Raw genomic sequence first — 23,343 nt, forward strand, 5'->3', positions numbered from 1 at the left:
CAAGATCAAGTTAACGGAAAGGAAGCTTTATTATGGCTAACGATTTAACACGTCGGAATAACTTTTTGGATAACATGATGAACATGCGGAACTTAATGAATGATGATTTCTTCTCTGACTTTACGCCAGTTGAAGATCACATGAAGACTGACATTGAGGAAAATGATAAGCAGTATCAAGTAAAAATTGATATGCCAGGCTTTGACAAGAAAGACATTCATATTAGTTACACAAATAATATTTTAACCATTACTGGTCACCGTGACACTATTGATGATGAGTCAGATAAGAATGGTCACATTCTTCACAGTGAACGGCGTTATGGTCAAATGAGTCGGCAATACCGTTTGCCAGATGTTGAACGGAAGAACATTACTGCTCATTATGAAAACGGTGTTCTTTCACTTGTTTTACCAAAGAAGCAGGCTGAAAGTGATGACGATACGCGGATTGAAATTGATTAATTGATGACTAACGAAAAGGGTCCTAGCGTTCAAAAGCTGAATGCTAGGACCTCTTTTGTTTAATTAAAAGCTTGAACAATCTTTAGAACACCGAAGATAATTAGGAAAACAGAAATAATCCAAACAACTGTTAAGGCAGAAACAACAGGACTAAAGAGGAGGATTGCTCCTAGAATAACCCCGAGAATACTAAAGATAATGGTTAACCAGTAGTAACCACCACTGACACCCTTGAAAAGACGGCCAACGGAAAATTCCATAATGGAATCCAAAATAAACCAGATAGCAAAAATAATTGCAATGTATAATGTGCCGAAGCCGGGATGGAAGACAAAGATGATTCCTAAGACGATGTTCAATATACCAAGAACTACAATCCAGCCAGTGCCCTCACCGAGTGAACGAAGAAAGCGACGCCGAATTGTTAGTTCGAAGATCCCATCAAAAAGGAAGACAACTCCAATAATAACAGACAATAAATGTAAGGTTTTATCTGGTCGGGAAAACGAAAGAAATCCTCCAAGAATAAAAAGAATTCCAATCAGTAAACTAAACCAGTCGAACCGCCGATGCGAAACATTATTCATAGCGCATAGCTCCTTTCTCTGATAAGTTAATCATACCGCAAAAAAAGAAATAATGGTTGTACTATATGTTACCTCCAGAATGTTTGTAAGCAGAAAGAAAACCGATGAAAGATATAGGTGCTTCATCGGTCTCTAGTTTTTAAATATGTTCCTTGATACCGTTCTTAAAATCCTTGTCGATCTCTTTAAGAATTGGTAGAAGGTAGTTGATATATTCATGATATGCTTCGATTGGCTTCATGTCCTTGCCATTAGCTTGAACTAAAGCAATAGCAATATCGTGAGCCCTTTGTTCGTTTGAAATCATTATAATCACCTCATCAGTAATAGTTTACCAAACTTTTCTATGATAGGAAAAAAGGATGGATTATTTTATCAATAAATCCTCGATCAAGTAATTTTAGTCCATAAAAGCCAACTATTCCACCAATGGTATTGGTAATAATATCATCAATATCCGCTACTCGACCAATGTGGAAAAGAAAGTCACAGACAAATTGATTTCCCTCAATAAAGAAACTAAACAAAAAGCTGAGAATAAGAATAGTAACAAAAGAATTTTTTCGGTTGACCAGATATAATAAAATACCTAGTGGGATCGTCATGATGATATTTAATAACCATTCTAAATCTAACTGTTGAAAGGGAAGAAGGTTGTATGGTACTCCGTGAAAATAGCGTAAATTACGGTTAGCAGTAATAAAACTAAAGGTAACTGGAGTTAGGCAGAGACGAAGGATGATAACAAAATAACATAGAAAAGCAAAAATTGTTAATCGCTTACTAAATTGCTGATAACGCGAAGAAAAATTAATTGCTAAAACAAGTGCGATAACAAAATAACCACAAAATGGAAACCAGTGTAACAAATTCATTCCCTCCTTTCATGAAAAAAGGTATACAATAAAAACTCGGATAAACTATTTACCATTATCAAATAAAATAATCTAAAAAGCGATAGGTTATTAATGGTTTTTTACGAGAAATTAAATTTAAGGAGAATTGAACCATATTGGCACAAAATAAAATGAAGCGTAGCCTAAAAAGTCGCCATATTCAACTAATGGCACTTGGTGGCACCATCGGAACTGGACTATTTTTAGGATCAGGTCAAGCAATTCACTCTGCAGGTCCTGCAATATTACTAGCTTATATCATTACCGGAATTATCTGCTTTTGGATTATGCGAGCACTTGGTGAGCTCTTGATGTCAGATCTTAATTACCGCTCATTTGTTGATGCAATTCGTGTTTACCTTGGTCCACGAGTAAGCTTCATTACGGGATGGGCGTATTGGGCTTGTTGGATCGCATTAGCCATGGCAGAAATCACTGCAATTGGGATGTATTTTCAGCTATGGCTTCCTAACGTTCCTCAGTGGATACCGGGATTATTAACATTAATTGTCCTTTTATGCATTAATTTAATTACTGTCAGTGCGTTTGGTGAATTACAATTCTGGTTTGCATTAATTAAAATTTTGGCGATTGCATTGCTGGTTCTTGTTGGGATTGGCATGATGCTGGTTAGTTTTAAGAGTACTAGTGGTTATGTTGCTTCACCGGAGAATTTATTCAATAATGGCGGTTTCTTTGCTGCTGGCGCAAAGGGGTTCATCCTTTCGTTTCAAATGGTAGTATTCGCTTTTGTTGGAATTGAGATGGTTGGGATGACGGCAGCTGAAGCAGAAAATCCACGTCACGTTATTCCCCGGGCAATAAACGCAATTCCTTTTCAAATCTTGCTATTTTATGTTGCCGCATTGGCGGTAATTATGTGTATCTATCCCTGGGACCGCTTAGCACCGTCAAAGAGTCCTTTCGTAATGGTTTTTAATGATATTGGCTTACGTGGAGCAGCCAGTTTAATTAACTTTGTCGTTGTTACGGCTGCAGCATCCGCATGCAATAGTTCACTCTATACGACGGGGCGGATGCTTGCGGAACTAACATCAACATCGCACCGGCCAGGAATTAGGTTAGTTAGCAAATTATCGCGAAATTCTGTCCCAGCACTAGCAGTGATTATTTCTGCTGGCGTAATTGCTATTGCCGCGATCTTAAACTTGATAATGCCTGGCGGAGTTTTTACGGTTATCTCGAGTATTGCCACGACGAGTTTTCTCTTTATCTGGGCAACAATAATTGTGACTCATTTAAGGTACCTTCAATCTAATCCCCAAGAACGGTCTTTTAAGGTTCCGGGAGCACCGTATACTGATTACCTAGTACTAACCTTTTTAGCGTTTGTTTTAGTCGTTTTGTGTCTTGATAAACAAACGCTAGGAGCATTGATTTTTACTTTAATTTGGTTTGCAATTTTAGCAGTTACCTCACTATCTCAGCCACGAAAACAAAAATAGAGTGTAGTTCAACAAAAAAACTTATTTTAATAAGTTCTTTGCTGAACTACACTCTTTTCTTTTGGTAGTAACTATTCTCTATCTATTCAAATGTAATTTTCTTTGGCAATTAGGACAAATACCATGGACCTCAATATTATTGCCAGTGACGAGATAACCAGTTTTTTCTCTAGTCATGGCAGCTAGATCCTTACTGATTTCTGTAAAGTGAGGGTCAAACACGTCAGTAATTTGACCACAATTATCACAAATAACGTGGTAGTGAGGATGACCAAAGTAGTCATAATGAGTACTGCCGTCACCATTCTTTAATTCGATGACGAGGTTATAATCGACAAAAAGCTTTAACGTATTATAAACCGTCGCCATGCTAATGTTATCAACACTATCCTTCAAATCTTCATAGATCATTTCCACGCTAGGATGGGTATGATGCGAAATCAAGTAGTTTAGAATCGTTTTTCGTTGGGGAGTAACCCTAACGTGATTTTCTCTAAGTTGTTCAATTGCTCGATCAAATTCTGCTTCAGCCAATTTACTCACCTCACTAGTTTAAGAGCTTTAATTTACGTTAAGTATAACATTTACAATTGTGATTTTAAACTTTATAATACAATTTGATTATTAATAATAATTCTAAAGAAGGGGATTTTATGAGAGAGTCAATTGATCAAAATGGCCGACCATATAGCCGGTTCTGGTTTATTTTTACACTATTAATTGGAACTTTTACGATGTCGATTAGTCAATCGTCCCTGTCGACAGCTTATCCAACGTTAATGAGTGCCTTTGGAATTTCTGCCTCGACAGTGCAGTGGCTAACAACTGGCTTCATGTTAGTTATGTGTGTCAGTATGCCTATTAGCCCATGGATGTTGAATAACCTTAATTTTAAGACCATGTTTATCGGTGCACTAGCCCTATTTGATATTGGTTCATTGATGATTATTTTGACACCTGCTAGTTGGGGAGTATCCGGTTTCGGGTTTATGATGATTGGTCGGGCAATGGAGGCCTTTGCTGTGGGGGTTCTATTTCCGTCATATCAGTCAGTCCTTCTTGAGATAACACCGCGAGAGGCTCGGGGAACGACAATGGGAATCGCTGGCTTAGTAATGGGCTCGGCATTAGCTTGTGGCCCCATTGTTTCCGGAATTATTCTCAAATTCTTTACTTGGAAGAGTCTGTTTATTTTCTTTATGATCATCATTACCGTGATTATTATTATGGCTGGTTCAGGACTTATCCGTGACGTTATGCAGAGACATGAAAGTAGCCTTGACTGGCTTTCGGTTTTCTTGTCTATTGGGTTGATTGGTGTAATGTACGTAATTAACCAAATTGGTAAAACGAAGATTAACTGGACAATTAGTGGCACAATCTTGCTTGTCAGTATTTTAGCAATTATTTGGTTCTGTATTCGCCAATTAAAGCTACCGAATCCGTTATTGGAACTTCGGGTAATGAAAACCTTTAATTACGATTTAGCAATTTTACTAACATCAATTTCTTACATTACCTTGATTGTTACGACGATTATTTTTCCACTGTATTATCAGGGAGTGCTTAAAGTTAGTCCGTTTGTTTCGGGAATGTCGCTTGTTCCTGGGGCTGCCTTGTTAAGTATTCTTAATCCACTAACAGGAAAGCTGGCCGACAAAATTGGCTTTAAACCGACAATGCTTGTGGGGATGGCAATGATTGTTGCTGGCTGGTTTGCCGGTCTCTTCTTGATTAACCAAATGAGCTTATGGATTATGATCCTTTGTGCAATGGTTATTGAAGGCGGAAATGCTTTTGTGATGATGCCTGCCGTTACTTTAGGTGCTAATTCCTTACCTAATGAGCTGGTTCCCCATGGGACAGCTGTTATAACAACGGTACGGCAAGTCCTTGGTTCTACTGGAGTGGCTGTATCAACAATTATTTTGACAACCGTAACTAGTCATAACCTTAGTCACGGAATGGGAAATCTTAGTGCGGCCCTTAGTGGTTACCATTATGTCTTCTTAACAATGTTAGCCGTTGAAATTGTTGGTCTCTTTTTGGCTCTTGCCTTAAAGAATACAGTTAAAAAAGATGCAAAAGCTTGATTATCTCGTTTTGAATATATAGAGAGATTTAATGAGGTGATTAAATGACAACAAAACGACCGCTGTGGGCGGAAACATCTGAATTAATGCGTAATTATTATGATACAAAATGGGGCTTTCCCGAACATGATGATCGCGAATTATTTAAGATGCTGACGCTAGAGTTATTTCAGTCTGGACTGTCATGGTCAACAATTTGGAAACGCGAGGCTGCCTTTGAAAAGGCATTTGCTAATTTTGATGCAGCTAAGGTGGCAGTATTTGATCAGGATGACTTTAAGCGCTTGATGAACGATTCAACAATTATTCGTAATCGGCGGAAAATCATGGCAACGATCAACAATGCTAAGGTAATTCAAGAACTATTAGCAGATGGAGAAACATTAAATAACTATGTATGGTCATTCGTTAACTTTAAGTCTCAGCGGCTACAGTTAAACGGGAAACGGCTACCGTCACAAACAAGTGAATCGAAAAAGATGGCCCGGAAAATGAAGGCGGATGGTTTTCAATTTGTTGGGCCGACAACAGCCTATTCATTTATGACCGCTGTTGGGATGGTTAATGCTCGTGAAGATTAGTTAATTTATGTTTGAATATGGTCAGCAAATTATGCTAAGATGGGTCTCGTTATAAAGCAAATTCCCGATAGGATTCACATTACTGTGAAGATGCCTTGTAACCACTGAATGTTTTAATTGCAACTTGCATATGGGGGAATTAATACACATGGTAGAAAAACATTTATTTACTTCAGAATCTGTTTCTGAGGGGCATCCTGATAAGATTGCTGATCAAATTAGTGATGCTATTTTAGACGCAATGCTTGAACAAGATCCTGATTCACGGGTCGCTGTTGAGACTTCTGTTACGACCGGACTTGTATTGGTTTTTGGGGAAGTTTCAACTAAGGCATACGTTAATATTCAAAAGGTTGTTCGTGACACAATTCGGCGGATCGGTTATACAGATGGTAAGTATGGCTTTGATGCTGACAACTGTGCAGTAATTACTGCAATTGATGAGCAGTCACCGGATATTGCCCAAGGGGTTGACGATTCTCTGGAAACTCGTGAAGGGGATGCTGATCCGCTTGATCAAATTGGTGCCGGTGATCAAGGATTAATGTTTGGTTACGCAACTGATGAGACACCAGAATACATGCCGTTAACTTTGATGCTTAGTCATAAGTTAATGCAACGGATTGCTAAGCTTCGTAAAGATAATACTATTCCTTACCTCCGTCCAGATGCTAAGGCTGAAGTCACTGTTGAATATGACGAAAACGATAAGCCTTTGCGAGTTGATACTGTTGTATTAAGTACACAACATGATCCAGAAGTTTCACTTGATCAAATTAAAAAGGATGTTATGGAGCAAGTCATTAAGGCTGTTATTCCTGCAGAATATCTTGATGACCAAACTAAGTACTTCATTAACCCAACCGGTCGTTTTGTTATCGGTGGTCCTCAAGGGGATGCCGGTCTAACCGGTCGAAAGATCATTGTCGATACTTATGGTGGCGCTGCTCATCATGGTGGTGGTGCTTTCTCCGGTAAGGATGCTACCAAGGTTGACCGGTCAGCTAGTTATGCTGCGCGCTATATTGCTAAGAATTTAGTAGCTGCTGGCTATGCAAAGAAGCTTGAAATTCAAGTTGCCTACGCTATTGGGGTCGCTGAACCAGTATCAATTTCAATTGATACTTATGGTACTGGTACCCGGAGTGAAGCAGACTTAATTGCTGCGGTTCGTAAGGTATTTGATCTTCGCCCAGCGGGAATTATTAAGATGCTTAATCTTAAGCGCCCAATTTATGAACCAACTGCAGCTTATGGTCATTTTGGCCGGACTGATGTTGAACTACCATGGGAACAACTGGATAAGGTTGAAGAACTAAAGAAGGTTCTTGGCTAGTTTGATGCTTGCATTTACGAATGCTGATTGTTAGAATATCATTAAATATTTGATCGAATTGGAAATAGTAACTGTTAGTTAATTCTTCAGAGATCGTGTGGTGCTGTAAACACGAGGATTACTAATAATGAACTCGTCCAAAAAGATTATTACTGAAAGCGAGTAGGTAATAACGTCTGCCGCGTTATGGCGTGAAGTGTCATGGTTATGTTAACCGTGGAAATTCGGGTGGTACCGCGGAGTAAATTCGTCTCGTAGAATAGTTTTCTACGGGGCTTTTTTATTACGATCAAACAGAAGAATTATGCAAATAAAAGGAGAGAAAGATATGGCTTACGATCACACTGCCATTGAAAACAAGTGGCAACGATTCTGGAAAAAGAATGAGACATTTAAGGCTAACTTAAATAAGGATCAAAAGAAATACTATGCCTTGGATATGTTTCCTTACCCATCTGGACAAGGACTTCACGTTGGTCACCCAGAAGGTTATACCGCGACTGATGTGATGTCACGAATGAAGCGGATGCAAGGATACAATGTTTTGCACCCAATGGGCTGGGACGCATTCGGTCTTCCCGCAGAGCAATACGCACTGAAGACCGGTCATAATCCCAAGAGCTTTACTAACCAAAACATTGATCATTTTCGTAACCAAATTCAATCACTTGGTTTTTCATATGATTGGGATCGGGAAGTTAACACGACTGATCCAGAATACTACAAGTGGACTCAATGGATTTTTGAACAACTCTATAAGAAGGGCTTAGCTTACGAAAGCGAAATTATGGTTAACTGGGCACCTGATTTTATGGGTGGAACCGTTGTTGCTAACGAAGAAGTTGAAGACGGTAAGACAAAGCGTGGTGGCTACCCAGTTTATCGGAAGCCAATGAAGCAGTGGGTCTTGAAAATTACTGCCTATGCAGACCGCTTAATTGATGATTTGGATCTTGTCGACTGGCCAGAAAGCGTTAAGGAGATGCAACGTAACTGGATCGGTCGGTCAGAAGGGGCTTCTGTTTACTTCCCAGTTGCGGGAGATGAGGATACTAAGATTGAGGTCTTTACTACCCGTGCAGATACATTGTTTGGTGCATCATATGTTGTTCTTGCTCCTGAACAAGAGCTGGTTGACCAGTTAACTACTCCTGAAAATAAGGAAACAGTTAAGAAGTACCAAGAAGAAGCTTCGCGGCGGTCTGATCTTGAACGGACCGATCTGAACAAGGATAAAACTGGGGTATTCACTGGTTCATACGTTATCAATCCGGTTAATGGTGAGAAGTTACCAATTTGGATTAGTGACTATGTCCTAGCATCATATGGTACAGGTGCTGTAATGGCAGTTCCATCTGGTGATCAACGTGACTATGACTTTGCTAAGAAGTTTGATTTGCCAATTAAGCCAATTATGGAAGGTGCTGATCTTTCAGAAGGCGCCTTTGACGGAGATGGCAAGCACATTAATTCTGGTTTCTTGGATGGCTTGAACATTGCAGATGCCAAGAAAAAAATGATTGAATGGCTTGATGAGCATAATGCTGGTCACAAGAAGGTCAATTACCGTCTTCGAGATTGGATCTTTAGTCGGCAACGCTACTGGGGTGAACCGATCCCAGTAATTCACTGGGATGATGGTCGGACTACCCTAGTACCAGAAGATGAATTACCATTGAAATTACCTGATACTGATAACATTGAACCATCTGGTACTGGTGAAAGTCCGCTAGCGAACGTTAAGGACTGGGTCAATGTTTATGATGATCAAGGTCGGCATGGGTTACGAGAAACAAACACAATGCCACAATGGGCTGGTTCATCATGGTACTGGCTCCGGTATACCGATCCACACAACAGTAAGGAATTTGCCTCAAAAGAAGCATTAGATTACTGGTCTCCAGTAGATCTGTATGTTGGCGGGGCGGAACATGCTGTCCTTCACCTTCTTTATGCGCGCTTCTGGCATAAGGTCTTATACGATTTGGGACTTGTACCAACTAAGGAACCATTTATGAAGTTGGTTAACCAAGGAATGATCCTGGGATCTAACCATGAAAAGATGTCCAAGTCTAAAGGAAATGTTGTTAACCCAGACGATATTGTTGAAAAATATGGTGCGGATACCCTTCGTCTTTACGAAATGTTTATGGGACCATTGACCGAATCCGTTCCGTGGGATGAAGAAGGACTTCACGGTTCATACAAGTGGATTCAACGTGTATGGCGGTTATTGATGGATGAAAATAATCACCTTCGTGACCGGGTTTCTAACTTTAATGATGGTAAGCTGACTAAGGTTTATAACCAGACCGTTAAGAAGGTTACTGAAGACTACGAACGGATGCACTTCAATACAGCCATTTCTCAATTAATGGTCTTCGTTAATGAAGCGTTTAAGGCTGATGATCTTCCTGTCGAATACATGGAAGGCTTTATTAAGATGATTTCACCAGTAGTACCGCACGTTGCCGAAGAATTATGGAGTCACTTCAACGTTAGTGATACAATTGCCTATCAACCATGGCCAACATATGATCCAAAGGCATTGGAAGAAGACGAAGTTGAGATGATTATTCAAGTTAACGGGAAGCTTCGTTCAAAGATTAAGATGGCAAAGAATATTGATCGCGAAGAAGCACAAAAGTTAGCTCTTGCTGATGAACACGTTCAAAAGTTTACGGATGGCAAGGATATTAAGAAGGTCATTGTTGTTCCAAACAAGATCGTAAATATCGTTGCTAAATAGAAAATGATAAAGAGCCTGGGAAAAAACAAAATTTTTTCCCAGGCTCTTACTATTACCAGTAATTTTAAAATTTACTGAGTCTAATCGCGGGAATCCAAATAGGCTCACTCTGTTTCGTAACCCGAGCCTTCGAGTCTAACGCAGCGAAGCAAGCCTATTCGGCTACGAACGACTCTGATGATTTCATCATCATTCATCGTTCTAGGTTAGCCCACCAGGCTCTTAAATGGGTTAATTCCCAGCTTCCTTTCGTTCGTGGTAAAATATTGGTTGTTTCAAAAAGAAAAAGTGAGGAATCAAAATGGAAATTGTTAGTTATCCGGCAGTTTTTCAACAAACAAATAACCAGGTTGAAGTCGATTTTCCGGATCTGCCCGAAGCATTTACTCAGGGAAAAGATATGGCGACAGCGATGGAATTTGCTAAGCTAGGATTAGCCATTACACTAAACGACAAGTTAGGTCATTTTGAAAAAGCTCCGCAAGTTAGTGAGTTAGCCAAAGTACAAGCAGCTCATCCAAGAGCAGTGGTGAAAATGGTAACAGTTGATTTGGAGCAGTATTAGCAAAGATTTCTTAAAATAATTTGCGACAATGCTCCATTAAGGATAGAATGATTAGTATTGATTTTAAAAAGTAAAAGGTAGGATTTAAAAGTTATGAGTGAAGGACAGAAAAAGGATACTGCTCGTTCAAAAATGCTGAATGGTTCGGCATGGATGACGGCGGGGAATATTACTTCGCGCATTCTTGGGGCGATTTATATTATTCCCTGGGTTACCTGGTTAGGGGCGTACAGTGATGAAGCCAATGCCTTGTACGCTCAAGGATATAATATTTATAGCCTCTTTATTACCATCTCAACTGCAGGGATCCCTTCAGCAATTTCCAAACTGGTTGCTCACTATAATGGATTAAATGAGTACGGGGTAAGCCAAAAATTGAATCGATCGGCATTGTACATGGCGCTCGCGTCGGGAGTTATTTGCGGTACCATCATGATGTATATTGCCTCATGGCCAATCGTTTACAATGGTGATACGAACTTAATCCCCGTATTGCGGTCGTTGGCTTGGGCAATTTTCATTATCCCGTTAATGGCAATTAGTCGGGGGATTTTTCAAGGGTACAGTATGATGGCGCCCTCTGCAATTTCCCAGTTTGTGGAACAGCTCTTTCGGATAATTTACATGTTAGGTGCTACTTACCTAATCATGAAGATTCAAAAAGGCAGTTGGGTTGCAGCGGTTAGCCAGTCAACATTCGCTGCCTTTATTGGTGCAATTGGTGCTTGTGTTGTTCTCTTCCTGGCATGGCTAAAGTATCGAGGAGTTATGCAAGGAACGGGGACGGTTGAACAACCAGTTACGGAAGTCTCGACAACTGAATTAATTCTGAAGATTGTTTATCAATCAATTCCCTTTATCATTATTGAATCAGGAATTAACCTTTTCCAATTAGTTGATCAATACAGCTTTAAACGAATGATGCCATTGGTGGGGCACTTTTCTAAGTATCAAATTGATGTTTTATATGCCTTGTTTGCGTTTAATGCCAATAAACTTTATATGATTATTATTGCCTTAGCAAACGCCTTAGCGGTCACTGCTATTCCGTTATTGGCGATGGCACGGGCAAGAAATGATCATGCGGGAATGAGAAACCAAATTGAGAATGTCCTAATGCTCTTTTATTTTGTCATGATTCCGGCTGTCCTTGGCTTATATGCGGTTGCCCAACAGGTATACACTGTCTTTTATCGGTATAATCATGCTGGGGTAATCGTCCTGGAATTTGCTGCTTTCATCTCTATTCCGTTAGGTTTGTATACAGTTGCAGCGGCAATGATGCAGGGGATTTCTGAAAACCGGCGAATGATGAAATACTTAGGAATTGGGCTACTAATTAAGTTAGTAATTCAATTCCCATGTATCTGGATTGCGCAGGGCTTAGGACCATTGCTGGCTACGGGGATTGCGATGATGGTTATTAATTACCTTATTATCCATTCATTTAATCAGGAATTCCGTTTGAACTTCGAACAGATGGCGTTGCCAACCAACCAAATCTTGGCATACTCACTTGTTATGTTGGTAGCTACTAAGGGGGTAATGCTTTTATTAGGATTATTTATTAGTCCTTATGGGCGTTACACTGCTTTTTTCACACTAGTAATTGGCGTTATTGTTGGTGCAGGTGTCTATGGTTACCTATCGCTCCACTTCCGTCTTGCGGATAAGTTGCTTGGCAGCCGAGCACAAAGATTACGACAAATATTCCATATGAGTTGATGTTAAAATTAAAGAAAACTGAAAATTACTAGTAATAGTAAGAGACAGGGAAAATTTCGCTTTTCCCTGTCTCTTCAGTTTTTAAATTCAAATGTAGAAGTGATTAGCTCAGGAAACCAATTTGGTGCTCAGTTTGGCCGCCCTCCATTTTCTTCATAAATGATGGTAAGGACCGACTAATTTGGTGCGGAAGAACGATGTATTGATTTTTGGCAATCTGTTCAGCAATCGCACTATGAGCATAGACAGCGGCTAAAACTGCTTTTAATGGAGTCTTAGAGAATTCGGCAGTAAACCCCCCAACCATTCCGGCAAGCGTGTCGCCCATGCCGCCAACAGCTTGAGCAGGGGTACCAATTGTTAGTTGGTAAATATCATCGTTAGTATAAATTTCTGTATGGTGTTTTTTCAGAACAACGGTAGCGTTTAACTTTGCCTGTGCTTCTCGATTTCGTTCTTCACTTTGTTCTGCAATTTTAATTCCTGAAAGACGCTGCCATTCCATCTGGTGCGGGGTATAGGTAATATTTCCTTTTGGTTGAGCGAGGTCTTCTCGCGCCATTAGGGTAATTGCAGAACCGTCAATAATAACGTTTTGCTTTTCGTTAGTATGATCAAAAACATTCTTAAGAATTGCTAGGCTGGTTTGATCATCCCCAAGACCTGGACCAACGACCACCGTTGTAGCAGGTTCAACTAAGGATGCTAGTTGGTCAGCATTATTAAAATCAGCAAACATTGCTTCTGGCAGTTGTGAATGGAGAGCTCCCGAATTACTAGGATCGGTAGCAGTGGTAACTAGTCCGGCACCAGAGCATACAGCAGCCGTGGATGCCATAATAATTGCTCCGCCAAAGTTACGGTTACCACCAACTAAGGTTACCTTCCCGTATGTCCCTTTAAAACTATCGTTAGGACGTGGCTTAATAACGTCAAACAGGATTTGATCAGTTAATTTTTTCATTTTAATGCTCCTTTATATCAAGTGCTTTCAAACTGAAAACGACTACTTTCATGGTATCATTATTTTAACGAAAAGATTAACGGAGGTTGATAAAATGACGGATTGGATGAAAGCAGCACAAAGTCAGGAAGAAAGCTACCTTAAGGATTTAACTAACCTGTTGAAGATTCCAAGTGTTCGTGATGATAGTGCGGCTACGGATGAATATCCATTAGGACCGATGCCAGCGAAAGCTTTGCAAGAATTTTTGAAGATGGCAAAGAATGATGGCTTCCGGACAAAGAATATTGATAATCTTGTTGGATATGCAGAATGGGGTGAGGGTGATGAAACCTTAGCAATTCTGGCTCACCTTGATGTGATGCCTGCTGGGAAAGGTTGGGATACCGATCCATTTGATCCCGTTATTAAGGACGGTAATTTATATGCTCGGGGCGCTTCTGACGATAAGGGGCCTGGAATGGCTTGCTACTACGCTCTTAAATATTTGAAGGATCAGGGAGTTAAGTTCAATAAAAAGGTCCGCTTTATTGTGGGAACGGACGAGGAAAGTAATTGGACGGGGATGCACCGCTACTTCGAAGTTGAACCAGCACCAACAATGGGTTTCTCACCGGATGCAGAATTTCCGGTAATTAACGGTGAAAAAGGTCAATTCTCGTTGCTTCTTAATGTTCCTGCAGGTAATGGCGGTCAGGCTCAGCTTAAGAGTTTCCAATCTGGCTTGCGGTTCAACATGGTTCCTCGTGAGGCAGTTGCTGAGATCACAGTGCCAGATAAGGAACAGGTAACAAGCGAGTTTGGCCAATTTATCGAAAACAATCCAGTAACTGGCAAGGTTGAGGAAACAATGGATGGCTTAAAGTTGACAGTGATTGGGAAGGCCGCTCATGGGATGGAGCCAGAAAAGGGAATTAACGCTGGGACATACCTGGCTTCTTTCCTGAATAAGTATGATTTTGCTGGTGGTGCAGCTAGTTTCATTATTTTTCTTGCTAAGTATCTTCATCTTGATACGAGAATGGAGAAGTTTGATTGTTCATTTACCGATGATGTAATGGGTGAATTAACGATGAACGCTGGAATTTTAAATTATGATGAAGAGAATGGTGGTCAAATTAACATGAATTTCCGCTATCCAAAGGGAATTACTCCAGATGAAATTCAAGCCAAGGTTGAAAAGATAACCAAGTCACTAGCCATCACTGTTAATCAAGGTGACGGCCAACTACCACACTATGTTGATCCTGATGATCCAATTGTTAAGACATTAATGGAAGCATATATTGATATTAGTGGTGACCAAAATGCTAAGCCTGAAGTAGTTGGTGGCGGAACTTATGGCCGGCTAATGAAGCGTGGTGTTGCTTTTGGTGCTCTTATGCCTAATACACCAAATACAATGCATCAAGCAAATGAATTTCAGCCTGTTAACGATTTAATTACTTCAATGGCAATTTACATGCAAGCAATTAATAACCTGGTAACAGATTAATCGCTACTAAAGCAATATGGTAAAATAAGATTAATGGTAGAAGAATTTCTGGAGGTGTCAATATGAGTTATCAAAAGATCCTTGTCGGAATTGACGGTTCAAAGCAATCAGAAATGGCCTTTTCAAAGGCTGTTGATATTGCAAAGCAAAATGACGCGGCGTTGTACTTACTTAGTGTAATTAATGGTGAACGCTACCCAACAACAAGCCCAAGTGGTTTTGGCTTTGTTGATAAGAGCATTTATGATTCTGCTATTCAAGAGATGAACAAACGGTTAGCTGAAAATAAGCAAAAGGCTGAGGATGCCGGGGTAAAAGAAGTTCATACCGATGTTGAAATTGGGAATGCTAAGGTAGAATTAGCTGAGAAGTACCCAAAGGATAACCAAATCGATTTAATTGTAATTGGCGCTACCGGGTTAAATGCGATTGGTCGCCTAATTGTTGGTTCAACTGCGGCTTATACTGTTAGGATTGCTCCATGTGACGTGACAGTAGTTAAAACTGACTTAGAAAATAAAAAATTAGATATTAAGGAAAGTAGTTATCCTGAAATTTAACTACTAATTCAGAAGACTTCTGGGATCAGGTATTTCCTAATCCCAGAAGTTTTTCTTTTATAGTAAAATGATGATTTAGTAAAAATTTATTATTATAGAACTAATAATTCTGTATTTTTGATAACATACGTTCGATAAAGCATGCTAATTTTACTAGATCGTGGTAAAATATGACAGTCGATACTTTGCTATTACTGATTCGACGTGAGGAGTATTTTTCAATGCGTTTTCAATTGAAGCACTGGCTATTAGTAATTATTGCATTATTAGTAATTGTTCTTGGAATTAATTGGTGGCACCAAGCACATCATTTTAACAAGAATGTTACTATCAATCAATGGGATTAATGTTGGTGGGTTAACTACTAAGCAAGCCCTAAAGAAGGTCAAATCAACTAAAAATCAGAATCAGGTTTATTTAAATGACGATTTAATTTATGATGGTTCTGATACTGACTCAGCATTTACATTAGCAGATGAAGGCAAGATCAAAAAAGTATTTCATGAGCAGTTTACACTCTTTCCTTCCCGAAAGGCTTATTCTTTAGAGGTAAAGCCTAGTAGACGGGATCTCAGTCAGTATGAAACAAAAAAAGCAACCGTTCAGTCAATTCTTCAACGAGAAAATCGGGGACGACAAGCTCCGGTAGATGCTTACGCTGAACTTCGTGACGGTAAGGTGACAGTTCATAAGGGACAAAAGGGAACCAAGATTGATGAGCAACGGATTCTTCACCAATTAAGTTCTCAGGCAACTAACAGTAAGATTTATCTTACCGCTAAGCAACAACAACCACTTTCGCCAAATAGCAAACCTGTGCAAAACGAAAAGAAGCAGTTGCAAAAGCTAACGGGGAAAAAGGTTAACTATAAAGTTGAAAAGCAGACTTACCACTTAACAACGGGTGACGTGATTACGAGTGCTACCTATAAAGATGGCCAATATCACTTTAATACGTCTGTTATAGATAAGAAGATTAAGCAGATTAATAAAAAGCAAGCAACGCTAGGTAAAGCATTTAAATTCAAGACTCCTGATGGTAAGGAGATAACTACTGCAAGGGATGGTAGTTACGGATGGAAGATAAGTGCTGAACGTGCCGGAAAATCTTTAGCTAATGCAATTGCAAATGGCAAATCTTCTGTAGATGCTAAGGCAGATATTTATGGAATTGGTTATAATCGTCGTGGGACTGGTTATGGGGTAACAGAAAACGATGGTATTGGTAATACCTATGCTGTTATTTCAATTGCTGACCAGCATGCCTGGTTCTATAAAAATGGTAAGTGTGTAGACGATGTCGACGTTGTTACCGGAAAGATGAGTAATAAGGCTGACCAAACACCTAAGGGAGTCTGGTATATCATGTATAAGCAATCTCCTTCAGTACTAAAGGGGACGAGTGATAATGGTTCTAAATATAGCAGCAAGGTTCAATACTGGGCTCAATTTACCGATAGTGGTTGTGGCTTCCATGATGCTTCATGGCGGCATAATTGGTCTAAAACTGCTTATTTAAATGATGGTTCAAATGGTTGTGCTAACATGCACCCAAGCGATGCTGCTGGGGCATATAATAGCCTTGAAGTTAATGAACCAGTAATAATTTACTAATGAGAATATAAAGGATTAGTGATGTTCGATAAAGAAATATTACTAATCCTTTATTAGTTACTGGAAATTTGTATATACTCAAATAATTTTTAACTTTAAAGGTGCAAAGCTAAATTTATTCCGTATTGATTATTTAGAGGACTAATACGGGAGTGAGATAGATGAATGATAAGGTAATTTTAGGAACAGTTGTAATGTTGGTTTCGCTTAATACAGCGTTACCTGGTCTTGCTAGTCAACAGGATGATGCACGAAATGCTGCTGAAGTTGCGGTAATTAACCAAGAATTGGTAGACGTGCGAGTGCTAAGAAGCCACGGAGATGAGTATACGCGTGAATTTTTACTTCAATTTCATAATGCAACACAGAAATATTGTCAGGCATTTCAGTTAGGAGTAGCGGATCAGGAAAAAGGAAGAACCCGTGCGTTTAGTGATCACGTTGAGCAAGCTGCTTACCAACGAGGAATTGAAGAGGCAAAAACACAAGTTCAAGAAAAAACAGGATTAAAAGAAAATACTCTCTCTGACCAACCAGTTGATCAGAAAAAGTATTTACCCAAGCAGCCATTACCGAACCAAGCACGTTTTATTAATCAGATTGCTGATGATGCACGACAAATTGGTAAGGATTATGACCTCTACCCATCCATTATTATTGCACAGGCTGCATTAGAAAGTAGTTGGGGAACGAGTGAACTTAGCCTAGCACCGCATCATAATTTATTTGGTGTAAAGGGAAAATATAATGGACGTGGTGTACTAAAGCCAACGACAGAATTCGTTGGCTCTCAATCAACACAGATTCAGGATGTTTTTCGTTCGTATACTAGTAACAAGCAATCCTTACAAGACTATGCTAAGACGCTTCAGCAACCCTTGTATAGAGAAGTGCACCGTTCAGTTACAAAAAGCTACCGTGAAGCAACTCATGCACTTGTCGGCCGTTATGCGACAGATCCTGGTTATGATGAGAAGCTGAATCAAATTATTGATAGTTATCGACTAACAAGGTATGATGACCCGAAAAAGGACGGGAATGATCAGGCGCAAACCATGAATAGGCAACAATTAAGAATGCCTCGAAAACCTCACTTAAGGAATACTCACCAACAGACAATTTCAAATCATAAAAAATTTTCACCAGTTGTTTCAGTTATTGGTGGTGCCGCATCAGCTGGAGCGCTTACTGGTTTAAAAAAGCTTCTTGTGAGTTAGAGAAGAGGGATGGTCAAATTCTAACTTATCAGTGCTTGATTTTCACGATTAGACTCGGTGATTTCGGAAATTACTGGTAATAGTTAGAGGCTGAGAAAAAACGATTTGCTTTTTCTCAGCCTCAATATTAGGTAGGTTATTATAATGTATTATGATATTTCTTCAAAAGAAAAACGAAACAGATAATACAGATGATTGAGGAAACAGCGACGATTCCAAATCCAGCATTCCAGCTGGTTTTGCCAACGACGGAACCAATTCCATATGAAATTGCGAGGGCTGATAAAACAAGTCCAATATCGGCTGTCGTTAAACCAACGTCTTTTGTCAGATATGGTGATGAAAGAGTAAAGTTTGATTTGACAATGTAGTAGCTTGCATAAGCCAGAATAGTGCTAACTAAAATTCTAGTTCGGTACTTAATAAAAGCACTATGCTGTTGCTCTTTCGGTATTAATTTGTCAGCTGGTGCACTTGGTAGTAACCAATTAACCATGGCTAACCCTTCTTTCAAATGAATTAACTCACTTATTTTTAGATGAGTCAGCCTTAGAATAGAAAATAAAGAAAGCGCTGTTAATTTGGCTATTAAATTATATTAAAACATTCATAAGTTCTCTTTTGATTTACTATTTGTGCAAATGATTGCCTAAAAATTTTAGTTAAATTTACTGAATTGAATCTAAATTTGGATTAATTATACTGAAATTGTAATAATAAATTAAAAAGTGATGATAAGTATGGAACGACGAATTGCAATTATTGCAGATGTTCATGGTAATTATACAGCTCTAAAAGCAGTTCAAAATGATATTAGCAAGCAAGATGTAAATGAATGTTGGTTTCTAGGTGATCTATTCATGCCAGGACCAGGAGCAACAGATATTTGGCGGATACTAAAGTCATTAAATCCATCAATTTGTCTTCGGGGAAACTGGGATGATGATTTGGTGCAACCTTATGATGGTCAGCATTCTTACGATGATGAGACTAAAATTATGATTTCGCGAGTTGGCGAATATATTGGTAGTCAGGTTGGGCCTAGAATTATTAATCAAATCAAAAAATGGCCGATAACGGCTAATACACAGGTTGGTGCATTAAATCATAATCTTCCTAAAAATAATGCTGGACAAGGTCTGTTCCCAACAAACGATCAGCAACAAATGGATCAAATTATGCCTTTATCTGGAAATTATGATGTTGGAATTTATGCCCATGTACATCACCAATTATATCGATATACTAGTCAAGAACAGTTAATCCTTAATCCTGGATCTGTTGGTGAACCTTATGATGGATGGAATGTTCACCAGAATAATCTTCGTGCTCGATATTTATTGCTGACAATTGACGATGCAGGAATTGCTGATCTTGATTACCCTAGAGTAGAGTGGGATCGCCAAGCTGAGCAGGAACGCGCGTTAAATGATGATTTACCATACAAGGAAATGTATTTACGTCATTTAGAAAATGGTCGAAATTTTATTCATGATCAGCCATTCTTAGCCCAAATTAATCATAAACATAATTATTTACAGGATGTTATTCATTATTCCAGGAAACACTAAATAAAAATAACTTAGCTAACGTTAATTCTTTGAATGGATCAACGTGAGCTAAGCTATTACTAATTATAAAACTTTCTATTAGTTTCGAATATCTTTTAATCGATCATCAATCAAACCAAGAACAGTTTTAACATTTTGTGGATCTTCCAGATCGTACTTTTCCAAATCAATTTTCATTTTTGGACTGGCATCGTAATCGCGATACCAGTCTTTATAGGCATTCCACATCTTGTAGTAATAATCTTTTAATTCAGGATTCTTATCGATTTGTTCATAATCTCGACCGCGCTTTTTAATACGATAAAGAATTGTTTCGAAATCTGTTTCAGAATAAACCATTAAGTCAGGTGCTTTTTTTGGTAGCCGATTAAGATCAGCCATCATGTTATCTAATAGTTTAAGGTAGACCTCTAATTCTGTATCGCTAATGTTTCCTTCTGCGTTATTTTCACGAGTAAATAATGCGTCTTCGTAGATGGAACGATCTAAAACATTATTATCATCGGATAATGCTTGTTTGATCATTGAAAACCGTTTGTTAAGAAAGTAGATTTGCAATAAGAATCCGTATTGTTTTGGATTTGCATAATAAAGTGGTAATACTGGATTTTCACCAACCGGCTCATAGTAAGCTTTTGTATTTAAATGTTCTGCAATTTTACCAGTTAAGGTAGTTTTGCCAACCCCAATCATTCCTGCAGTAATTATCACCATAATGGCCCCTCTTTACTATAATTTTAAACACAAGCATTATCTTACTACAAAATATTGGGGATTCCTATTCAATTTTTGATATATTTTGTATGAAGAGGACAATCACTTATCGGTTTATACCTACTTAAGAATTGAATTTTCTTGATGATTCTTGGTAGACTATTTTTTGTAAATTTTTATTTGACTAATCAAATGACAATTAGGAGGCAAATACTTGAGAGAATCAGATAAGCAAGATGTTAAAATTCAATTAACCATTGCTAAGCAACAGGGAAAATTGATTGAAGTGCATAATATCAAAAATGATGATTATTTTAATGTTGGCTTTGTAGTAGGCATTGATAATTATTTTTGCTTGATGATCAGTATTGATTGGGATGGAAAAATCAACGGCTTAATTGCAATTCGTCTTGATAGCATTATCACTGTCAATGATCAAACAGATTACCTAACAACTGTTTCTGAAAAAACTAAAGTAGCTCATGAATACCACTATTTCGATATTTGGCAAGTTCAACAGTTTATTGATGAGCACCCAGAAATAGCAAGCGGAAACATTCTCATGAACATATTAAAAGATTCGGCTAACAACCAATTGCCGGTGGTTATCGGAACAAAACAATACCAAGGAATAGATGACTTTTCGGGGATGATTCATGATTTAAATGAGATTACGTTAAATCTTCACTATTTTAATGAGAAAGATCTGTCTTCGATGTGGAGTTATGATATTCTTATTTCACAGATCGATTATGTCCGTTCTCGAGGAACACAGATGGCAACAACTAAGCAAATCTTGGAAGATGTATTTCACCAGGATTAGAGTGCTATGTAACTGAAAAGAAATTTTTGAACAAGACGATGGAGGATTAAAAGGTGAAAGCAGAATTAATTTTAAAAGTAGTATTGCCCCCATTAATTATTTTTGCATTTTTAGTGGCATTAACGATTGGCAAAGTAATTACCGGCTGGTCGATGTATATTTTATGGATTTTAGGATTTGTAGTTGCTAACTTAATGGTAACGAAAGTAACCGCAAAATGGAGTTACCAACAACGAAAACAAAAGCGCCTTCAAGAGCAAAAGAAGGAGCAACAAAAATGAGTGAAATTTTTTCTCTTATTAAGCGCTGTTGTCTAATGGCAGTTTTTTTCTTGTGTATTGAGTTACCACCGATTGCAATGCAAATTGCTAATCGAAGCAACAAGGTAACCGTTAAAACCATCGGATTAGTTCTTCTTTTTCTTCTGCTGTTCGGTTTTATTATCGGATGGTCTCGACAAACATACCACCGCTATAACCAGCTGCCGATTAGAAAAAGAATCGATTGGAAATTAATTCTTGGTGGGTACCTCTTTATTTTAATAGGAGAGTTTATTCTTGGTGTGTTGAATATTTTAATTTACCACCAGACAGAAACAGCGAATAATCAAAACTTAATGACAATTTTGGGACATAATCCATTAGTAACAGTTGTATTTGCAATTTCAGCGGTGGTTTTGACTCCGATAGCGGAAGAGCTGATTTTTCGTGGGGTATTAATGAATCTTTTTTTTAAACCCAATACGTTCTGGCCAAAGGTGATTTTATCTGGCATCGTTTTTTCCGCTGGCCATGTTAGCACGAATATTATTAGTTTTCTCTTGTACTGTATGCTGGGGATGACATTAGCGTACGTTTATCGAAAGAGTGGGGACATTCGAAATTCAATGCTATTGCACGGTTTAAACAATTTGGTTGCAATGTTCTTAATGCTATCACAAGTATTTAATTAATCCTTGAAAGCGGTTACTGAAGGTGGTATATTATTGGTGAGGAAGGATAAAGAGACATATAATATTAAGTCTCCCGTTCCAATAGAGTCGAAGGAAGTTAAGGAGTAGACTAGAAGCAACGTAAGAGTAACCGGAAAGATCTTGATTTAAATTGTGGTTACCAGGGTGCACTATTTGAACGGTAACGAATAAAAGCGACTTTGCGGAAGATTAGAATCAAAAGTTTGTATTTAGTAATAAAGTTCCAGTGCAAAGTGGCAGGATTCCTTCCGTAGATATTATGAGGAAGCGGCCAACAGAAACTAATAGGTTGGACCCCTCATAATTACAAATAAGGCTTTAACGTTTAGACTTGCTGAGCGTTAAAGCCTTTTTGTTAGTTTGGTATAATAAATAAGGAGGTGAATGAAATGTTTCTTTCAACAGAAGATTATCCACAGGCACATAAAGTCCTGGGAGTTGTTAATGCGACAGTTCATTTAATGCTGCCAAGTGATGCGATTGACTCATTTGAATCTTTGGATCAGCTATTTAGTGAGGTTCAGCAGAAATTACGAGAACGGGCAGCCGAGAAGAAAGCTGATGGAATTGTCGGAGTTCGTTTTAATACTAATGTAGCTAACGTTCAGGTTGCCCCCAAGTTCCTAGTTTTAACTGGTTATGGTACAATGATTCAATTTATTAAAGGTAAATAGGACTTGTAATTCAATAAAATTCCAGTATAATAAGATTGTTGTTATTTCATTAATAACGATGCCCCAGTGGCGGAATTGGCAGACGCGCAACGTTCAGGTCGTTGTATGGTTTTCCATGTACAGGTTCGAATCCTGTTTGGGGCATTTTTGAAGAAAATTGAAGAATTATGAATAATAAAAAAATCACCGTTGGCCCTTGATATTAAAGGATTAACGGTGATTTTTTGATTTTAAAGAAATTATGGAAAAACATAAGAAATAATGACTTTGGGTCCC

General features: G+C 38.5%; 23 protein-coding genes, 1 tRNA gene, 1 pseudogene, 1 riboswitch and 1 other annotated feature. Of the genes and pseudogenes, 18 read left to right on the forward strand and 7 right to left on the reverse strand.

What is annotated here, in order from left to right; translation table 11 throughout:
- The first annotated feature begins 32 nt into the window (after positions 1-32).
- The gene (locus tag HUK49_RS06745; RefSeq protein WP_003717219.1) at positions 33-464 is read left to right on the forward strand and encodes an Hsp20/alpha crystallin family protein; all 432 of its coding nucleotides are present in this window, start codon (positions 33-35) and stop codon (positions 462-464) included.
- A 59-nt stretch (positions 465-523) separates the two neighbouring features.
- Here the strand turns inward: HUK49_RS06745 and HUK49_RS06750 are convergent, their stop codons facing one another.
- The 3 genes from HUK49_RS06750 to HUK49_RS06760 all read right to left on the reverse strand — a co-directional run bounded on the left by HUK49_RS06750 (position 524) and on the right by HUK49_RS06760 (position 1,920).
- On the reverse strand, positions 524-1,051 hold the full coding sequence (locus HUK49_RS06750; RefSeq protein WP_102169100.1) for an HdeD family acid-resistance protein: 528 nt from the start codon (positions 1,049-1,051) through the stop codon (positions 524-526).
- 139 nt (positions 1,052-1,190) lie between these two features.
- Positions 1,191-1,358 (reverse strand): hypothetical protein, encoded by a 168-nt coding sequence (locus HUK49_RS06755; RefSeq protein ID WP_164476887.1) that lies wholly within the window; start codon positions 1,356-1,358, stop codon positions 1,191-1,193.
- 37 nt (positions 1,359-1,395) lie between these two features.
- Positions 1,396-1,920: a VanZ family protein gene (locus tag HUK49_RS06760; RefSeq protein WP_180960003.1), complete on the reverse strand. Its 525-nt coding sequence runs from the start codon at positions 1,918-1,920 to the stop codon at positions 1,396-1,398.
- 158 nt (positions 1,921-2,078) lie between these two features.
- Between HUK49_RS06760 and HUK49_RS06765 the strand changes: the two genes are divergently transcribed.
- The gene (locus HUK49_RS06765) at positions 2,079-3,413 is read left to right on the forward strand and encodes an amino acid permease (protein ID WP_191913166.1); all 1,335 of its coding nucleotides are present in this window, start codon (positions 2,079-2,081) and stop codon (positions 3,411-3,413) included.
- Positions 3,414-3,491: 78 nt separating this feature from the next.
- On the opposite strand, the gene HUK49_RS06770 is transcribed toward HUK49_RS06765, so the two are convergent.
- Positions 3,492-3,947, reverse strand: a complete 456-nt coding sequence (locus HUK49_RS06770) for a Fur family transcriptional regulator (RefSeq protein ID WP_191913138.1) — start codon at positions 3,945-3,947, stop codon at positions 3,492-3,494.
- Between the two features lie 119 nt (positions 3,948-4,066).
- Here HUK49_RS06770 and HUK49_RS06775 point away from each other — a divergent pair, with 119 nt between their 5' ends.
- The 6 genes from HUK49_RS06775 (at position 4,067) to HUK49_RS06800 (ending at position 12,462) form a co-directional block, all read left to right on the forward strand.
- On the forward strand, positions 4,067-5,506 hold the full coding sequence (locus tag HUK49_RS06775) for an MFS transporter (RefSeq protein WP_191913139.1): 1,440 nt from the start codon (positions 4,067-4,069) through the stop codon (positions 5,504-5,506).
- A 44-nt stretch (positions 5,507-5,550) separates the two neighbouring features.
- Complete coding sequence (locus HUK49_RS06780; protein WP_191913140.1) at positions 5,551-6,087, forward strand: DNA-3-methyladenine glycosylase I; 537 nt, start codon at positions 5,551-5,553, stop codon at positions 6,085-6,087.
- A 44-nt stretch (positions 6,088-6,131) separates the two neighbouring features.
- A riboswitch (SMK box riboswitch) is annotated at positions 6,132-6,238 on the forward strand.
- Complete coding sequence (gene metK, locus HUK49_RS06785) at positions 6,236-7,423, forward strand: methionine adenosyltransferase (protein ID WP_102169104.1); 1,188 nt, start codon at positions 6,236-6,238, stop codon at positions 7,421-7,423. (Overlaps the previous riboswitch by 3 nt.)
- Positions 7,424-7,466: 43 nt before the next feature.
- Positions 7,467-7,681: a binding site (T-box leader), on the forward strand.
- Between the two features lie 70 nt (positions 7,682-7,751).
- Complete coding sequence (gene leuS / locus HUK49_RS06790; RefSeq protein WP_191913141.1) at positions 7,752-10,172, forward strand: leucine--tRNA ligase; 2,421 nt, start codon at positions 7,752-7,754, stop codon at positions 10,170-10,172.
- A 301-nt stretch (positions 10,173-10,473) separates the two neighbouring features.
- Positions 10,474-10,737, forward strand: coding sequence for a type II toxin-antitoxin system HicB family antitoxin (locus HUK49_RS06795; protein WP_191913142.1), 264 nt, complete (start codon positions 10,474-10,476; stop codon positions 10,735-10,737).
- A gap of 93 nt (positions 10,738-10,830) precedes the next feature.
- Positions 10,831-12,462 (forward strand): putative polysaccharide biosynthesis protein, encoded by a 1,632-nt coding sequence (locus HUK49_RS06800; RefSeq protein WP_191913143.1) that lies wholly within the window; start codon positions 10,831-10,833, stop codon positions 12,460-12,462.
- Between the two features lie 103 nt (positions 12,463-12,565).
- On the opposite strand, the gene HUK49_RS06805 is transcribed toward HUK49_RS06800, so the two are convergent.
- On the reverse strand, positions 12,566-13,426 hold the full coding sequence (locus HUK49_RS06805; RefSeq protein WP_191913144.1) for an NAD(P)H-hydrate dehydratase: 861 nt from the start codon (positions 13,424-13,426) through the stop codon (positions 12,566-12,568).
- A gap of 94 nt (positions 13,427-13,520) precedes the next feature.
- Between HUK49_RS06805 and pepV the strand changes: the two genes are divergently transcribed.
- The 4 genes and pseudogenes from pepV to HUK49_RS06825 all read left to right on the forward strand — a co-directional run bounded on the left by pepV (position 13,521) and on the right by HUK49_RS06825 (position 18,312).
- On the forward strand, positions 13,521-14,921 hold the full coding sequence (gene pepV / locus HUK49_RS06810) for a dipeptidase PepV (protein ID WP_191913145.1): 1,401 nt from the start codon (positions 13,521-13,523) through the stop codon (positions 14,919-14,921).
- 62 nt (positions 14,922-14,983) lie between these two features.
- A complete protein-coding gene (locus HUK49_RS06815; RefSeq protein WP_102169110.1) occupies positions 14,984-15,481 on the forward strand; it encodes a universal stress protein in 498 nt (165 codons plus the stop codon).
- Positions 15,482-15,702: 221 nt separating this feature from the next.
- A pseudogene (locus HUK49_RS06820) lies at positions 15,703-17,095 on the forward strand (L,D-transpeptidase).
- Positions 17,096-17,256: 161 nt separating this feature from the next.
- Complete coding sequence (locus tag HUK49_RS06825; RefSeq protein ID WP_191913146.1) at positions 17,257-18,312, forward strand: glycoside hydrolase family 73 protein; 1,056 nt, start codon at positions 17,257-17,259, stop codon at positions 18,310-18,312.
- A gap of 139 nt (positions 18,313-18,451) precedes the next feature.
- Here HUK49_RS06825 and HUK49_RS06830 read toward each other — a convergent pair whose 3' ends face one another.
- Entirely contained in the window at positions 18,452-18,808 is a 357-nt protein-coding gene (locus tag HUK49_RS06830) for a hypothetical protein (protein ID WP_235981029.1), read from the reverse strand.
- A gap of 244 nt (positions 18,809-19,052) precedes the next feature.
- Here HUK49_RS06830 and HUK49_RS06835 point away from each other — a divergent pair, with 244 nt between their 5' ends.
- The gene (locus HUK49_RS06835; protein ID WP_191913147.1) at positions 19,053-19,883 is read left to right on the forward strand and encodes a metallophosphoesterase family protein; all 831 of its coding nucleotides are present in this window, start codon (positions 19,053-19,055) and stop codon (positions 19,881-19,883) included.
- Positions 19,884-19,961: 78 nt separating this feature from the next.
- On the opposite strand, the gene HUK49_RS06840 is transcribed toward HUK49_RS06835, so the two are convergent.
- Complete coding sequence (locus HUK49_RS06840; RefSeq protein WP_102169116.1) at positions 19,962-20,597, reverse strand: deoxynucleoside kinase; 636 nt, start codon at positions 20,595-20,597, stop codon at positions 19,962-19,964.
- Between the two features lie 214 nt (positions 20,598-20,811).
- Here HUK49_RS06840 and HUK49_RS06845 point away from each other — a divergent pair, with 214 nt between their 5' ends.
- From HUK49_RS06845 to HUK49_RS06865, 5 genes are all read left to right on the forward strand, one after another.
- Entirely contained in the window at positions 20,812-21,420 is a 609-nt protein-coding gene (locus tag HUK49_RS06845) for a hypothetical protein (protein WP_191913148.1), read from the forward strand.
- A 53-nt stretch (positions 21,421-21,473) separates the two neighbouring features.
- Positions 21,474-21,701, forward strand: coding sequence for a hypothetical protein (locus HUK49_RS06850; RefSeq protein ID WP_191913149.1), 228 nt, complete (start codon positions 21,474-21,476; stop codon positions 21,699-21,701).
- Positions 21,698-22,372, forward strand: a complete 675-nt coding sequence (locus tag HUK49_RS06855; protein ID WP_191913150.1) for a CPBP family intramembrane glutamic endopeptidase — start codon at positions 21,698-21,700, stop codon at positions 22,370-22,372. Before HUK49_RS06850 ends, HUK49_RS06855 begins: the two co-directional genes overlap by 4 nt.
- 410 nt (positions 22,373-22,782) lie before the next feature.
- The gene (locus HUK49_RS06860; RefSeq protein ID WP_191913151.1) at positions 22,783-23,067 is read left to right on the forward strand and encodes a hypothetical protein; all 285 of its coding nucleotides are present in this window, start codon (positions 22,783-22,785) and stop codon (positions 23,065-23,067) included.
- Positions 23,068-23,127: 60 nt separating this feature from the next.
- Positions 23,128-23,211, forward strand: a tRNA-Leu gene (locus tag HUK49_RS06865).
- Positions 23,212-23,343: the final 132 nt, after the last annotated feature.

It is taken from the genome of Limosilactobacillus portuensis (assembly GCF_014838735.1).
Lineage (GTDB): Bacteria > Bacillota > Bacilli > Lactobacillales > Lactobacillaceae > Limosilactobacillus > Limosilactobacillus portuensis.

What these genes read in the sequence shown, in the direction of transcription:
- HUK49_RS06815 (WP_102169110.1), top strand. Translation starts at nt 14,984, where the DNA reads ATGAGTTATCAAAAGATCCTTGTCGGAATTGACGGTTCAAAGCAATCA.
- HUK49_RS06800 (WP_191913143.1), top strand. Translation starts at nt 10,831, where the DNA reads ATGAGTGAAGGACAGAAAAAGGATACTGCTCGTTCAAAAATGCTGAAT.
- HUK49_RS06750 (WP_102169100.1), bottom strand. Translation starts at nt 1,051, where the DNA reads ATGAATAATGTTTCGCATCGGCGGTTCGACTGGTTTAGTTTACTGATT.
- HUK49_RS06795 (WP_191913142.1), top strand. Translation starts at nt 10,474, where the DNA reads ATGGAAATTGTTAGTTATCCGGCAGTTTTTCAACAAACAAATAACCAG.
- HUK49_RS06830 (WP_235981029.1), bottom strand. Translation starts at nt 18,808, where the DNA reads ATGGTTAATTGGTTACTACCAAGTGCACCAGCTGACAAATTAATACCG.
- pepV (WP_191913145.1), top strand. Translation starts at nt 13,521, where the DNA reads ATGACGGATTGGATGAAAGCAGCACAAAGTCAGGAAGAAAGCTACCTT.
- HUK49_RS06835 (WP_191913147.1), top strand. Translation starts at nt 19,053, where the DNA reads ATGGAACGACGAATTGCAATTATTGCAGATGTTCATGGTAATTATACA.
- metK (WP_102169104.1), top strand. Translation starts at nt 6,236, where the DNA reads ATGGTAGAAAAACATTTATTTACTTCAGAATCTGTTTCTGAGGGGCAT.
- HUK49_RS06780 (WP_191913140.1), top strand. Translation starts at nt 5,551, where the DNA reads ATGACAACAAAACGACCGCTGTGGGCGGAAACATCTGAATTAATGCGT.
- HUK49_RS06745 (WP_003717219.1), top strand. Translation starts at nt 33, where the DNA reads ATGGCTAACGATTTAACACGTCGGAATAACTTTTTGGATAACATGATG.
- HUK49_RS06840 (WP_102169116.1), bottom strand. Translation starts at nt 20,597, where the DNA reads ATGGTGATAATTACTGCAGGAATGATTGGGGTTGGCAAAACTACCTTA.
- HUK49_RS06775 (WP_191913139.1), top strand. Translation starts at nt 4,067, where the DNA reads ATGAGAGAGTCAATTGATCAAAATGGCCGACCATATAGCCGGTTCTGG.
- HUK49_RS06855 (WP_191913150.1), top strand. Translation starts at nt 21,698, where the DNA reads ATGAGTGAAATTTTTTCTCTTATTAAGCGCTGTTGTCTAATGGCAGTT.
- HUK49_RS06805 (WP_191913144.1), bottom strand. Translation starts at nt 13,426, where the DNA reads ATGAAAAAATTAACTGATCAAATCCTGTTTGACGTTATTAAGCCACGT.
- HUK49_RS06825 (WP_191913146.1), top strand. Translation starts at nt 17,257, where the DNA reads ATGAATGATAAGGTAATTTTAGGAACAGTTGTAATGTTGGTTTCGCTT.
- HUK49_RS06860 (WP_191913151.1), top strand. Translation starts at nt 22,783, where the DNA reads ATGTTTCTTTCAACAGAAGATTATCCACAGGCACATAAAGTCCTGGGA.
- HUK49_RS06755 (WP_164476887.1), bottom strand. Translation starts at nt 1,358, where the DNA reads ATGATTTCAAACGAACAAAGGGCTCACGATATTGCTATTGCTTTAGTT.
- HUK49_RS06765 (WP_191913166.1), top strand. Translation starts at nt 2,079, where the DNA reads ATGAAGCGTAGCCTAAAAAGTCGCCATATTCAACTAATGGCACTTGGT.
- leuS (WP_191913141.1), top strand. Translation starts at nt 7,752, where the DNA reads ATGGCTTACGATCACACTGCCATTGAAAACAAGTGGCAACGATTCTGG.